This window comes from Paludisphaera rhizosphaerae, assembly GCF_011065895.1.
GTDB lineage: Bacteria > Planctomycetota > Planctomycetia > Isosphaerales > Isosphaeraceae > Paludisphaera > Paludisphaera rhizosphaerae.
Genome location: NZ_JAALCR010000026.1, coordinates 37,446 through 51,649, shown reverse-complemented (window position 1 = coordinate 51,649; position 14,204 = coordinate 37,446). Strand labels below are relative to the sequence as shown.

Sequence of the window (14,204 nt, the reverse complement as noted above, 5' to 3'; positions counted from 1 at the left end):
GGCGGATCCCAATAAAGTTGAGGGCGGCCGGAGCCCCGGCCCGGGCCGGGTCAGTACGGTACGACGGAGATCGACAGCGGCGAGCAGGCTTCCAGGAACGCCAGCGTCCCTTCCGGATCAAACTGCGGGTCCCGAGACTGGACGCACAGGAAGAACCGGTCGTCGGAGGCCCGAGCGAACGCCGGCGCGTTGAAGATCGGGTGGTAGAGCCGCGGCAGGCCGTTGTAGATCAGCATGCCGAAGACCGCGGACAACGCGCCGCCCAGCACGGTCAGCTCAAACGTGATCGGGATGAACGCCGGCCACGAGTAGAGCGGCTTGCCCGCGATGTTGTGCGGGTAGTAGTACATCGCCGACCAGCACTGCAGCAGGAAACCGGTCAGCCCGCCGAGGACGGCCCCCGTGAACACGGTGATCGGCACCTTGTTCTTGAAGTAGCCCAGGGCGTGGTCGAGGCCTTCCACCGGGAAGGGGGCGTAGGCCTCGATGGACCGGTACCCGTTCTCGTAGGCGGTCTTGGTCGCGGCGACGAGGCGGTCGGGGTCGTCGAACTCGGCCAGCAGGCCGTAGACCTCGGGCTCGGCGGCGACGGGGGCGTGTTGGGCGCTCATGCGGTCTCTCCGTGCGCCCCGGACGCGGCGTGGGGGGCGTGCTCGATGTGCGTCTCGTGCACCAGCTCTCGCATCTCGGCGACGGCGATCGCCGGCAGAGTCCGGACGAACAGGAACAGGCAGAAGGTGAACAGGCCGAGCGTCCCCAGGTAGGTCATGACGTCCCACTTCGTCGGGCTGTAGTCGGCCCAGGCGCCCGGCAGGAAGTCCTGGCTGAGGCTCGTGACCACGATCACATAGCGTTCGAGCCACATGCCGATGTTGACGAAGATCGAGATCACCCAGAGGATCGCCGTGTTCCGCCGGATCGAAGGCACCCAGAGCAACTGCGGCACGATCACGTTGCAGAAGAACATGAACCGCCAGGCGTTCGAGTAGGTCCCGAAGGGGCGGGCGTTCAGCAGCAAGAACTGCTCGTAGGGGTTGCCGCTGTACCAGGCCATGAACAGCTCGGTGACGTAGCCGTAACCGACGACCATGCCCGTGGCCAGCATGACCTTGGCCATGTTGTCCAGGTGGCGGTCGGTGATGAAGTCCTTCAGCCCGTACCACGACCGCAGGGGGACGCAGAGGGTGACGACCATCGCGAAGCCCGAGAAGATGGCGCCCGCAACGAAGTACGGCGGGAAGATCGTGGCGTGCCAGCCCGGGATGACGCCGGCGGTGAAGTCGAGCGACACCACCGAGTGCACCGAGACGACCAGCGGGGTGGCCAGGGCGGCCAGCAGAATGTACGCGCTCTTGTAACGCGCCCAGTGCCGGGCCGATCCCCGCCAGCCCAGGGCCAGGGCGCCGTAAATCATGGCGATGTACTTGTTCTTGGCCCGGTCGCGGAGGGTCGCCAGGTCGGGGAGTAAGCCCACATACCAGAAGAGGGCCGAGACCGTCGCGTAGGTCGAGACGGCGAACACGTCCCAGACCAGCGGGCTGCGCCATTGGGGCAGCAGCGCCATGGTGCTCGGGTAGGGCATCATCCAGAAGAACTTCCAGGGCCGACCCATGTGCAGCAGCGGGAAGACGCCGGCGCAGGCGACGGCGAACAGGGTCATCGCCTCAGCGAACCGGTTGATCGACGTCCGCCACTGCTGCTTGAGCAGCAAGAGGATGGCCGAGATCAGCGTCCCGGCGTGGCCGATGCCGACCCACCAGACGAAGTTGATGATCGCCCAGCCCCACATGACCGGGGCGTTGATGCCCCAGATCCCGGTGCCCATGTAGATCAGGTAGGCCACCGCGATGCCGAAGATCATCAGCAGCGAGGAGCCTGCTCCCATCCCCAGCGCCCACCGCCAGTCGGGGGCTCGCTCCAGGACGATGTCGCTGATCGTCCTGGTGACCGAGGCGTAGTCGTGCCCCGGGGCCAGGACCGGCGTCTTGGAGTCGCCGCCGGCCTCGTGATGATTCTCAGCCATGGTGCGACTCCTTCGGGGCCTCGGCCTCGTGGCCGGCGCCGCCGGCGGGGTTGGTCAGCTTCGCCAGGTAGGACGTCCGCGGCAGCGTCCCCAGCTCCCCGAGCAGCGAGTAGTTCCGGGTTGAAGCCTTCAGCTTCGACACGGCGCTTTCGGGGTCCTTGAGGTTGCCGAAGACGATCGCCTTGGTGGGGCAGGCGCCCTGGCAGGCCGTGACGACCTCGTCGCGACCGATCTTGCCGCCGGCGATCTTGGCGTTCTGTCGAGCCTCGTTGATCCGCTGCACGCAGTAGGTGCACTTCTCCATCACGCCCCGCATCCGGACCGTGACGTCGGGGTTGTTCACCATCGGCAGGTTGCTGACGTTCGGCTCGTAGTTGTTGTAGCCGAGGAAGTTGAACCGCCGGACCTTGTAGGGGCAGTTGTTGCCGCAGTATCGCGTCCCCACGCAGCGGTTGTAGGTCATCTCATTGAGACCTTCATCACTGTGGGAGGTCGCTTCGACGGGGCAGACCAACTCGCAGGGGGCCTTTTCGCACTGCTGGCAGGGGACCGGCTGGAAGTGGGTCGCCGGGTTCTCCTCGCCCCCCTCGTAGTAGCGGTCGACGCGGATCCAGTGCATCTCGCGAGAGTTGAGCACCTGGTCCTTGCCGACGACCGGGATGTTGTTTTCGGCCTGGCAGGCGATCGTGCAGGCCGAGCAGCCTAAGCAGCGGTTCAGGTCGATGGCCATCCCCCAGGCGTAGTCCTCGCTTTGCGGGACCGGCGGGTCGGGGATCAGGCTGCCCGTGGGCTCCTCATGGTGGTGAGGATGCTCGCCGAGCTTGTGAACGCGGAGGATGTCGCGGCCGTCCTCCTCGCTCCTCATCGAGTTGTGGTGCTGCGTGATCGGCAGCTTGGTCGTTTCCTGGGTCGGCTTGAGGGCCAGCCCAAAGCTCGACCAGAGGGCGTCGGACCGTCGCAGCAGATTGGCGTCGAATCCGATGTCGTTCCCGACGCGGCCGGCGCGGGCGCGGCCGTAGCCGAGGTGGACCGTCACCGAGTTCTCGGCCTGACCCGGCTGGATCAGGATCGGGATCTTCTTCTCGAGGGGCGTGCTGCGGAAGTCGAGCACGACGAGCTGGCCGTCGCGGAGGTTCAGCTTCTTGGCCAGCGCCGGGCTGACCATCGCCGCGTTCTCCCACGTCATGGTGGTGATCGGCTTGGGCAGCTCCTGGAGCCAGCCGTTGTTGGCGTACCGACCGTCCCAGATGGTGGGGTCGGGCCGGAAGACGATTTCCAGATCCTCGCCGCCCGGAGCGGCCGGGGCCGGCCAGGTCACCTTATCCAGCTTGGGAGCGGCGACGGTCGGAGCCGCCTCGCTCTCGCCGGGGAGCCGGAAGACGCCGTCGCGGAGGGCGGCCCGCCAGGTCTGCTCGAAGGAGGGGGCCGGCAGCTTGGTCCGCCAGTAGTTGCGGACGACCTCGCGGGAGGGGACGCCGACCTCGCCGAGCAGGGCCGACAGGACCTCGATCGGCGAATGACCCTGATACAGCGGCTCGATCAGCGGCTGGATCGGGGCGATGGTGCCGTCGGACGAGCGGACGTCGCCCCACGATTCGAGGAAGTGAGCTTCCGGCAGATGCCAGTGGCTGATCGCGCCGGTCTCGTCGTTGTACAGGCCCATGTGGACCAGGGTCGTGAGCTTCTCGTTCTTGAGCGCTTCGGCGACCTTGAGGTCGGCCGGGGCCTCGTAGACCGGGTTGCCCCCCAGAACCAGCAGGGTGTCGACGTTGCCGGCGTCGATGTCGCGGACCAGCTCGACGAGCGAGGCCCCCTGTTCGACGGCCGGGCCGAACGTGAGCGTGGTCCCGATCGCGCCCAGGGCGGAGTTGATCGCCAGGGCGAGGGCGTGAACCTCGGCCGGCTGCGAGTCGCCGACGAGGACAATCGCCTTCCCCTTGTGGGCTTCAAGCTCGGCGGCCAGAGCGGTGATCGCGTCCGAGTGGGCGCTGATCCGATCGGTCGCCAGGGCGGGAGCCCCTTCGACCTTGAGGGCCTTGGCCAGAGCGGCGGCGACGAGCAGGACGTCGGCCGCGGCGACGGGCGTCCGGTGGTCGGCGGCCGCGCCGGTGACGGTCGGGGTCGGCTCGAAGGCGTAGAGCCGGAGCATCGTCCCGCCGGTGAGGTCGGGGTCGCGGCGATCGGCGAAGGCTCGCGAGAGGCGGACGGAGGCTGGCCCCCAGCTAAGGAAGTCGGCGTCGAGGGCGACGACGACGTCAGCCTTATCAAGATGCGGCCGAAGCTCGTGGGAAGCTCCCAGAGCCAGCTCGGCGCCCTTGTGGGCGGCGTCGCGAGAGACGGCCTCGTAGGTGTGCCACTTGGCCTCGGGCATGGCCTCTTTGAGCCGCCGGAGCTGGTCGAGCATCGTCGGCGAGGAGACCGAGCGAGTCAGGATCCGCAGGCCTCGGCCCTTGGATTCCAGCTTGCGGGTGCGGAGATCGACGGCGAACCTCAGGAAGTGGTCCCAGGTGTCGACGCGGCCGTCATGGACGAGGACCTGCGAGCGGTCGGGATCGTAGAGGGTGAGGATCTCCGCCTGGGCGAAGATGTCGGTCGCCCCCTGGCTCGCCGGGTGGCTGGGGTTCCCTTCGATCTTGGTCGGCCGGCCCATGTGGCTTTCGACCAGCAGGCCGAGGCCGTCTCCGCCCGCCGGCGAGGCGGTGGCGAAGAAGAGCGGCCGTCCCGGGACGATCAGCTCGGGCTGTTCGACGTAGGGGACGATCTTCTCAACCGGCTGGACGCCGCAGCCGACGACGCCGGAGAGGGCGAACGAGGCCCCCATGAGCGTCAGGAACTTGCGGCGGCTGGCCTCGTCGAGGCCGTAAATGGCGGCCTGCGCTCGGGCGGCGGCGCTGCGGGCCTGCTCGGCGAACGAGCCGTCGTCGGCCAGTTCGGAGAGGCTGCGCCAGAATCGGGGGCCGGTGGGCTCGGGGTCGGCGTCGGCGGCCCCCATCAGCTCGGCGAGGGTCAGCGGCTTCTCGACGTCGTCGATTGGTGGCTTCATCATCGGTGACAAATCGAGCAGTTCGTCAACTGACCGACCTCCACATGGTTCATCGGTTTCGTCTCAGCCGCTTCGAGCCCGCTCCCCTCGGGGGGCGTCCAGTCCATGGCGAAGACGGCCTCCTTGGGACGAAGATGGGGCTCTGGATTGCGGTGACAGTCCAGGCACCACTGCATCGTCAGCGGCTTCTCACGCCAGGCCAGGGGCATCTTGTCGACGCGGCCGTGGCACTCGACGCAGCCGACGCCCTTCTGGACGTGGACGCCGTGGTTGAAGTACACGAAGTCGGGCAGGTCGTGGACCCGGTTCCACTGAATCGGCTTCTGCTCCTTCAGACTGGCCCGCACCGGCTCAAGCATTGGGCTGCCGGACCAAATCTGGGAGTGGCACGTCATACAGGTGTGGGTCGGCGGCATGCCGGCGGCGGCCGACGTCTCGACCGAGGCGTGGCAGAAGCGGCAGTCGATCCCCAGACCGGTGACGTGGTGTTCGTGCGAGAACTGGACGGGCTGCTCGCGGACCACGCCGACCTGCGTCTGCAATGGGGACCGGACCAGCAGCATCATGGTCCCCAGCACCGCCGCCGGCCCGGCCGCGAGGCCGAACAGGACCACGCGCGAGAGCGTGTTGGCACTCGGGGGGAAGACCTGGGGCATCGCTCGTCTCGTCCTGTGGGTCAAGGAAATCGAATGGAAGTCACCAAAAGCTATACGATGGGCCGGATTGTCGCAACCGGCCGACGCGAGCCTGCCTTAGGGGGCGCCCGCTTGTTTTAAGCCGCGGCGTCGCGGTACGCTTCCGGGCGCCGTCCGGGACGCGGGCGCCGCGATGCGGCGCGAGGACCCGGAGTCGTTCCGGAAGGGAGTAGGAATATGTGCGAGCGAGGAAGGATCCGGCCCGGCCGCCCCCGGCGCGTGGCGTTCGCGGCGGCGACTCAGTGGGCCGTCGTCATCCTCGGCGTCTCGACCGCCGGCTTCGCCGACGTCGAAATCCCCGGGACGACGTCCCTCGGGAATGCTGGTCAACAAGGTACGTTCAACGTGGGGCTCGCGCAGGGGACCGTGACTCGGACGTTCGAGCCGGCCGCCGGCGGAAACGTGTCGCGTCTGGAGTATACGGTCCATTCCGACGCGACTGTAGGTGTCTTTGCGAAAGAATTTCGCGAAACCCCCGTCGATGAACGTTCCTCAATCGTCGAAATCCTCGTCGAACCCAGCACTTCCGAAGAAATCGCCGAAGTCGAAACGACTTTGGAAATCAAGGGTTCCGCCGGAGTTCAGCGTCTGCCCATCACGCTTCGGCCGGGATGGACGACCGCCGAACATCTTTTCGATTCCCGCACCGTCGGAAATCTCCAAGAAGTCGTTCTGGCCGTGAAACGCCGCCCCGGCTCGCCAGACCCCGTCGTCGGCAAGATCAGCTTCGACGTTCGGTTTCAGCCCATGAGCCAGTTACGCGAACTCAGCTTCAATCCATTCGCCAGGCTTGGCTCCGTCGCGCTGGCGGCTCTGGCGGCCGCGATGATCGCTCTGGCGCTGCGGCCCTGGCTGGGAACGCACGCCCAGGGCCGTCAAACCTGGACGACGGGCGCGAAGGCCGTGGCGCGAGATCTCGCCCTGGGCGCGGGCTGGGCGGCGACGGCTGCTTTGATCGCCGCGGTTTATGGGATCGGCGAGTTGGACGCTCTGGCGGCCGGCTGGCGAGCGGCCTGGATCGCGCTAGGGGGAGCGGCGGTCGGGGCCTGGTGGTCGCTCGTGCTGTCGGGCAGGACGCCCAGCCCGTGGGAGGCCGCGCGGCACGCGGCTGTCGCCGGTCTGCTGGCGTTGGCGTCCAGTCCCATGACGCTGATCCAACCGCCCGGGGAATGGCGGCAGATTCTCTGGCTGAGTCAGACGGGCGCGGCGGTGACGCTGGCGGTGTACGTCCTGGCCCACGTCGTGCGTCTGTCGACGACGGGGAAGGGGCTGGGAGCGGCCGGAGCGGCTCTCATCGCGGGAACGCCATTCGTCGCCGGCGGGCTCACGCTGCTGGAACCGAGCGGGCTGCTCGACGGCCTTGCGGGAAGCTCGGCGATCGCCGCCTACCTGATGCGTGCGGGGGTCGTCTTCCTGTTCAACGTGCTGCTGGCCGAGGGCCTGGGATGGGTCTCGGGGAAGGCTTCGCGATCGGCGGCCGGATTCCTGGCAATGCTGGCGGCGGCGGCCGCGGTCGCGGCGGGACCGTGGATCGCCTCGCTGGGATCGGGGGCGAACCTCGCCGGCCTGATGCCCGACCTCCGCCTGCCGATCGTCGTGCTGGCGACGATCTTCTCGCAGGCCGGCCTGTGGGCCGAGGCCTACCTCTGCACGGGCCTGGCGATCGACGCCGTGAACGGACGGCCTCCGACGGGGACCTCGATGCGGTCGCATCCGTGGCAGGGGATGAAGAAGGGGATGATCTACAGCGGGATCTTCATGACCTTGCTGTACGTCGTCGCAACGCTCGTCGCGCGTCCTGGATTCCGCGGCCTGTTCGACGCGCATCCGCTGCCGTGGTCGGCTCTGCTGGGGGCGATCGCCTTCCCGTTCGTGAAGACGATCTTCGAGTCGTTCGACGGCAGTCCGCCGTTCTTCGAGCGACTCGCGCGGAGCTATCGCGACCCCTGGCTGACGGCTCGGGGCGCGATCATCGGCTTTGGGTTGGCCTTCGGCTTCCTGGGTTCCTGGCAGGACCGAGAGATGTCGCACCGCGCGGCCCTGGGCTTCCTCATTGGAGCCGCGGCTTACGCGGGGGTTGACGCCGTTCGCGACTCGATCCGCGGGGCTCTGAGCCGGGGCGGTTTGCAGGCCCTGCGGTTCTACGGCGTGCGGGTCTTGCTGGGCGGCCTCATCGGCGCGGCGATTGGGTTTTACCTTGATGCGACCCAGGTCGGGGTCGTGATCGCGAAGTTCCTCAAGTACACGTCGGTGGGACGACCGGCCGAGGATTTCGGGATCTATCCGCTCGTAAGCAAATGGGGGTTCATGAGGCTGGGAACCGTGCAGGGGGGGGCCGACCTCCTCTTCGCCGAGGCGCTCGCCGGGGTGCTGACCTGGTCGACGGCCGCCTGGCTGTTCGCGCTCAATCGGACCTTCATGGCGGCCGGCTTCGAGAAGCAAACCGCCCCGATCCGGGCGATGTTCTCGGCGGCCGGGCTGCGGCAACTGGGCGAAAATTCGATCCAGGTGGCGCGGTGGGGCCTCTGGATGTCGCCGATCATCAACTCGTTCCTCCGACCGATGGGCGACCCGACCTGGTACAACCAGGACGGCGCGTTGCGGACCGTCGTCGCGACGTTCGAGTCGCTAACGAAGACGCCCGAGGCGTTCCGTGCCTGGTCGTTGCAGATGTTCATTTACCTTCTGGCCTACGACGCGGTCCGGGTCCTGATCTGGATGGACCACATGGGCCTTCGGGTGGCGACGCTCGTCAACCTGAGCTTCCTGGGCGTCGACGCCGGGGAGCGCAAGCTGGCCCGCTTCCTGGCGCCGTCGTCGACGGCTCGCTGCATCCCGGAAGCCGTCAAGCGATTCGCCACCTGGGCGCCGTTGCTCCTGCCGTTCTACATCCCTCGAGGCGCGGACTGGGACCACGCCTGGACCGCATCCCAGGCCATCATCAGCCAGGAGGGGAGCTTCTGGGGCGATCTCGCCGCGCGGCCGATCGGCGAACAATTCAAGCTGCTGGCGCTGGCGGCCCTCGCCTGCGCTGCTGTCTGCATGATCGTCCGATTGGTCCGCCGCCTGTTGGGAGTGAAGGCGCCGACGACGCTCTCGCTCCACAACGCCTCTTACGAGTTGACAGTCCGGGAGGACGGCGCGGTCATCGGGCGGTCTCCGCTGAAAGATCAGGACGTGAGCCGTCGTTCGTACGATCTGCTCGACCCGGCCGGCCGCGAGTTCTTCCTGGTGGAGGGGGGCGAGTCGTCTTCGATCCTCGCCGGGAGCTACCTCTCCGACTGGCGGCGACACGGAGACTCCCTGGACCACGGCAAGGGGCATGAGGCCTCTCACCTGGGGACGATGATGAAGGTCAGCCTCCCGGAAGACGGCGACCCCGTCGAACTGTGGACGCTGACCGTCGGCAACCCCACCGACTCCTTGCGCACCGTCAAACTCGTTCCCTACATCGAGTGGGTTCTGAACCGCGCCGACGCCGATCGAAACCACACGCAGTACAACCGCCTGTTCGCCGAGCTGGAGTACGTCGACGCGCTCCATGCGATCCTCGCCTGGGACAAGCACGCCAAGGCGATGGGCTTCCTGGCGACCGACCGCAAGCCCGAAGGGTTCCTGACGTCTCGGATGGACTTCATCGGCCGGGCTCGATCCCTGGACCAGCCTCGGGCGTTGGAGACGCTCGACTTCACGCCCGCGCGAGACGAAGCGGCGCATCCGACGCTCGATCCCATCGGAAGCCTCCTCGTGGATGTGATCGTGCCTCCGAGGGGGGAAGTCTCGGTCCGTTTTTTGATCGGCCTGGCGACCGACAAGGCCCAGACGGCCGATCTGATCGCCAAGCATCTCGAGATCCCCGGCGCGAATTCGGGGCCCCCGGCTCGAACGCGAAAAGAACGGCACCGGATCGGTCACGGCGAGATCCCCGAGGGAACGCCGTCGCCCTACTGCGAATTCGTCGAGGACGGCTCGAAGCTCCTCGTCCGCACGCCCTTCACGCCTCGACCGTTCGACCACACGATGTCGAACGGACTGGGCCACATCATGGTCGTGACGAATCGGGGATTGCACACGTCGGCGAGCGTCAACGCCCAGCAGAACCGACTGACGCCCGACTGGTCGGACATCGTGACGAAGGAAGTTCCGTCGGAGGCGTTCTACCTCCACGACCCGGCGACCGGCGAATGGTTCTCGCCGACGTACCACCCGCTGAACGATCCCGAGGCGGCGACGGAATCCGAGTTCGGCGTCGACGGTACGGCCGTCTTTCGGATGAGCAAGGGGACTCTCGAAACCGAGCTGACCACCTTCGTCCCGCCCGACGATCCAGTCGGCGTCTATCTCCTGATGGTGAAGAACAACGCCGACTCGCCGCGACGGCTGCGCGTGGCCCCGTACTTCCAGATGGTTCTGGCTGGCCAGCCCGAATTCGCCGGCACGCTCGCGGTACGGATCGATAAGACGCTCAACGCCGTCTTCTTCGAAAACCCCCGCAACACGTTCCGGACCGGCCCGGCGTTCGTCGCCGTCTCGGAAGACGTTGAGCGGTTCGAGACCCGCCGTGGCCGGTTCTTCGGCCGTCAGGGAAGGCTCGGCCTGAGTCGTCCGTTCCTCGTCGAACAGGGCGATCCGAACACGAACATCGACGACGACCGGCCCATCGCCGGCCTGCTGACGACGATCGAGGTCCCGGCGCGGGGCTCGTACACGGTCGTCGTCGTGCTGGGCCAGGCCGACGATCGGGCCTCGGCCGAGGCCGTCATCCGGAAGTATCAGGACGTGGCCGACGTCGAAGAAGGCCTGGAGGCTACCCGCCGCTGGTGGTTGAATCTCGCGGCGACCGTCCAGGTCGACTCGGATTCGCAGGAGTTCGACGCCTACCTCGACTGGCTGAAATACCAGGCGCTCGCCGAGCGGATCTGGTCGCGGCGGGGGTTCTACCAGGCCAGCGGCGCGTATGGGTTCCGCGACCAGTTGCAGGATTCGGTCAACCTGATCTGGGTCGACCCGGAAATCGCGCGGCGGCAGATCATTCTGCACGCCTCTCAGCAGTTCCTCGAAGGGGACGTCGTCCACTGGTTCCACCGGCTCCAGGATGGCCGCACGGGCTTTGTGGGGAGGTCGCACGCCTCCGACAACCTCCTCTGGCTGGCCTGGGCCGTTGCCGATTATCTCGACGCCACTGGAGACGCCTCGCTCCTCGACGAGCGGACGCCCTATCTGGAATCGGAGCAGCCCTTCGAGCCCCTGCCGAGGGGCAAGCACGGGATGGGCTTCGACCCGATCCGATCGACGCGGTCAGACACGGTCTATCGCCACTGCCTCCGCGCGATCAACCTCGTCCTCGACAAACGGATGGGGGCGCACGGGATCCCTCTGATCGGCACGGGCGACTGGAACGACGGCCTGGATGAGATCGGCAGCGAGGGCAGGGGGGAGAGCGTCTGGCTGGGCTTCTTCCTGTCGTACATCCTCCAGCGGTTCATCCCGGCGATCGAGGCCCGCGACGGCAAGGCGCGAGCCGAATCCTATGCCCGTCGACTCGCCGCCCTGAACGAGGCGATCCAGAAGACCTGGCGAGGCGACCGCTACTTGCGGGCGATCCACGACGACGGCACGGAGATCGGCGTGAAGGGGAGCGGCGTCTGGGAGATCGACGCCCTCACCGCCGCCTGGGCCGTGATGTCGGGGATCGACCCCGACCGAGGCCGGATCGTCTTCGAAACCGCCCTGGAGGTCCTGGAACAGCAAGACACGATCCTCCTGGGGTATCCCCCTCTGCGCGAGGATACGAAACCCTACCTCGGCCGCAGCAGTTGGTATCCCGAGGGGGTTCGCGAGAACGGCATGTACAGCCACGGCGTCCAGTGGCTCGTCGGCGCGGCTCGCGTGCTGGCCGAGCAGGCCGCGAAACGCGGCGACATCGAGGCGGCGAAGGCTTATACCGAAACGGCCTTCCGCCTCTGGAAGAAGATCGCCGCCGTCTTCCATTCAGACCCGACCACGATCGAGATCTACGGGGGCCAGCCCAACAAGCAGGCGGCCGACATGGTGACGACGTTCGATCCGGGCCGTATGATCTGGAATGGCTACACCGGCGCGGCGGGCTGGATGTTCCGCCAGGCGATGGAGTCGGTCCTCGGCCTGCGACTCGCAGCCGGGACCGCCTTCGAGCCGACGGACGTCGAGGCCGCCGAGGAGTTGGGAACCGTCCACGTCGTGCGTGACGTCTCCTGCAGCCCGTTCGCCGCGACCGGCCCCGGCGCTCCCGAGGACCGGCCGGCCGCTTCGAGGATCGAACGATGATCATCCGTGCGAACTGGCTGGGCGCCCTCCTCAAGACGCCCCAACGCGCGCTCGTCGGCCTGTCGCTGGCCCTGGCCGGCGCGGCCTCGGCCGCCCCGCCGCCTCCGGAGGTCTCCCCCGGGTTCCGGTTCCCCACCGTCCCGGCCGAGCACCCCCACGCCCGCGCCTTGCTGGCGAACGCGCTCCAGTATCTGGGCCCGGACAACCGCATCTTCGACCCGGAATCGGGCTATCCCTTCGAGGGCTGGAATCAGGATCCGCCGAAGGGTCTTTTCCTGCGGTCGTTCACACAGTTGACGGCGATCGGGCAGGGGATGGAGATCCTCGCGAACGTCGCCGCCGGGCTCTGCGATGCTCCTTTCCTCTCGCGTCAGGACGCGTTGGCGAAACTCCACCAGCAGACCCGAAGTCTGTTGAAGGACCAGGCCGATCCTCGCCTGAGCGCCGACGGATTGCTGGGGAACTTCCTCGACCTGGCCACCGGCAAGCGTTTGGGACCGTTGACCGGGGAAGTGGAGAAGAGCAAGCTCGCCGCGGCCCTCGGGGCCGAGAAGGCCGAAGCGGCCTGGAAGGCGCTCGCCGCCAAGGGGTGGATCACCCCTCGCAAGGACGGCCAGGAGGCCTCCGTCAACCGCACGCAGACCTACGGCTGGTCGCACTTCGACGGCGAATTGCAGCCGTTCCGCGACAATGAGACGAAGCAGAAGATCATGGACGTGCTCGACGACCGAGTCGTGATGACCGTGTTCGTCGACAACGCCAACCTCTCGTCATCGGTCGCCCGCTGCATCGGGGCCCTCTCGCGGGCCGACGTCCGCGACATGCCCGAGGTCGTCGAGCTTCGCCAGAAGATGGAGCAGTTCCTCGAACTTCAGCGCGACGGCTACGCCCGTCTCTACGACCCGGCCGCCGGCCAGTTCTACTTCGGCCGCGACGCCACCCACAACCGCCTCTTCGGCTGGAACGACCTGGAAGGGAAGTGGGTCGACGGCCACGTCGACTACCTCGTCAACGAGTTCCGCGGCCCGGCCACGTTCATCGTCCTGCGTTACGGGCTGCCGACCGACGCGATCAAGAACCTGGGCTTCAAGCTTCGGCCCTATCAGACGGTCGACGGCAAGACGCTGAACGTCCTGGCGCCGTGGGAGGGCTCAGCCTTCCAGGGCCTGGGCTTCGAACTGGCGATGACCGAGCTCGACCGTCCGAGTTGGCGGCGCCTGCTGGAGGACTTCGTCGCCGTCGAGATCGACTACTCGACCCGCAACAAGCTCCCCGGCTTCCTCTCTGAGTCGTACAGCGGCCGAGGATTGCAGTACACCGGATCGATCGGCATCCCCGACGTGACCGTCTCGCCCGATCCTCGGATCACCGACGCCCCCTCGCTCTACACGATCGGCCCGGCCTACTCCGTCTCGCCCGCGGCCGTCGAGTCGTTCCTGGCCGCCAACTGGACGACGATCGACGAACTCCTAACCGAGCACGGCCCCTGGGAAGGCTATCGCACGACGACCAAGGAGCCGATTCGGTTCCAGACCTCGGCCCATACGTTCTCGCTGATTCTGGGCCTTCTGGGAACGGCGTCGGAGCATATGAAGTCGTACCTGGCCTCCAAGAGTCTCGGCGCGGCGCTCGACGATCTATTCCACCCTGGGGTTACCGCCGGCCTGCTCCACGACGATTCCTCCTCGGCCTTCGCCTGGGACTCCAAGGACCACCCGATCGAATCCGGCCGCGACGGCGCAGGGTTCTTCGTTCGCAGCATGGGAATCGCCGATCCGGGCGTCGCCGTCGTCGCCAAGAGCGATGAGGGTTTCGACCTCTCGGGCGTCGAGCTTCGGCTGCGGTATCAACTGAAGTCGGAGGCGAGCGTCGTCAAGATCGCGCTCAAGCCGGCCAAGACGGCGACCAACACTCATTCCGGGATGATCCCCACGGAGATCACCGCCGAACTGGCCCGGACTGGAACCAGCGAGGCCGAGGTCAAATTCCAACTCCCCGCCACCCCCGGCCTGGCCCAGGTCAAGGAAGTCGTCCTGACGTTCGGACCGGGCTCGAAGGGGAAACCGCTCGACCTGACGATCCTCAGCCTGACGGCGGCTTCACGCTGAGTTTGATCCCCGGCGCCCGGTTTGCGGAC

7 protein-coding genes are annotated in these 14,204 nt (G+C 67.2%); 2 read left to right on the top strand and 5 right to left on the bottom strand.

Features of this window, described 5'->3' with window-relative positions; genetic code table 11:
- Positions 1-50: 50 nt before the first annotated feature.
- The 5 genes from G5C50_RS25650 to G5C50_RS25630 all read right to left on the bottom strand — a co-directional run bounded on the left by G5C50_RS25650 (position 51) and on the right by G5C50_RS25630 (position 6,424).
- Positions 51-611, bottom strand: coding sequence for a DUF3341 domain-containing protein (locus tag G5C50_RS25650; RefSeq protein WP_165073828.1), 561 nt, complete (start codon positions 609-611; stop codon positions 51-53).
- Positions 608-2,023, bottom strand: coding sequence for an NrfD/PsrC family molybdoenzyme membrane anchor subunit (gene nrfD / locus G5C50_RS25645; RefSeq protein ID WP_165073827.1), 1,416 nt, complete (start codon positions 2,021-2,023; stop codon positions 608-610). The genes G5C50_RS25650 and nrfD overlap by 4 nt, the downstream gene beginning before the upstream one ends.
- Positions 2,016-5,069 (bottom strand): 4Fe-4S dicluster domain-containing protein, encoded by a 3,054-nt coding sequence (locus G5C50_RS25640; RefSeq protein ID WP_165073826.1) that lies wholly within the window; start codon positions 5,067-5,069, stop codon positions 2,016-2,018. The genes nrfD and G5C50_RS25640 overlap by 8 nt, the downstream gene beginning before the upstream one ends.
- Entirely contained in the window at positions 5,066-5,722 is a 657-nt protein-coding gene (locus G5C50_RS25635; protein WP_165073825.1) for a cytochrome c3 family protein, read from the bottom strand. Before G5C50_RS25635 ends, G5C50_RS25640 begins: the two co-directional genes overlap by 4 nt.
- 531 nt (positions 5,723-6,253) lie before the next feature.
- The gene (locus tag G5C50_RS25630; RefSeq protein ID WP_165073824.1) at positions 6,254-6,424 is read right to left on the bottom strand and encodes a hypothetical protein; all 171 of its coding nucleotides are present in this window, start codon (positions 6,422-6,424) and stop codon (positions 6,254-6,256) included.
- 15 nt (positions 6,425-6,439) lie between these two features.
- Here G5C50_RS25630 and G5C50_RS25625 point away from each other — a divergent pair, with 15 nt between their 5' ends.
- Both G5C50_RS25625 and G5C50_RS25620 read left to right on the top strand, forming a co-directional pair.
- Positions 6,440-12,067: a GH36-type glycosyl hydrolase domain-containing protein gene (locus tag G5C50_RS25625; protein ID WP_165073823.1), complete on the top strand. Its 5,628-nt coding sequence runs from the start codon at positions 6,440-6,442 to the stop codon at positions 12,065-12,067.
- Entirely contained in the window at positions 12,064-14,175 is a 2,112-nt protein-coding gene (locus tag G5C50_RS25620; protein WP_165073822.1) for a hypothetical protein, read from the top strand. Before G5C50_RS25625 ends, G5C50_RS25620 begins: the two co-directional genes overlap by 4 nt.
- Positions 14,176-14,204: the final 29 nt, after the last annotated feature.

Bases quoted from the DNA above. Each gene is read 5' to 3' on its own strand.
- nrfD (WP_165073827.1), bottom strand. From the start codon at position 2,023: ATGGCTGAGAATCATCACGAGGCCGGCGGCGACTCCAAGACGCCGGTC.
- G5C50_RS25620 (WP_165073822.1), top strand. From the start codon at position 12,064: ATGATCATCCGTGCGAACTGGCTGGGCGCCCTCCTCAAGACGCCCCAA.
- G5C50_RS25635 (WP_165073825.1), bottom strand. From the start codon at position 5,722: ATGCCCCAGGTCTTCCCCCCGAGTGCCAACACGCTCTCGCGCGTGGTC.
- G5C50_RS25640 (WP_165073826.1), bottom strand. From the start codon at position 5,069: ATGATGAAGCCACCAATCGACGACGTCGAGAAGCCGCTGACCCTCGCC.
- G5C50_RS25650 (WP_165073828.1), bottom strand. From the start codon at position 611: ATGAGCGCCCAACACGCCCCCGTCGCCGCCGAGCCCGAGGTCTACGGC.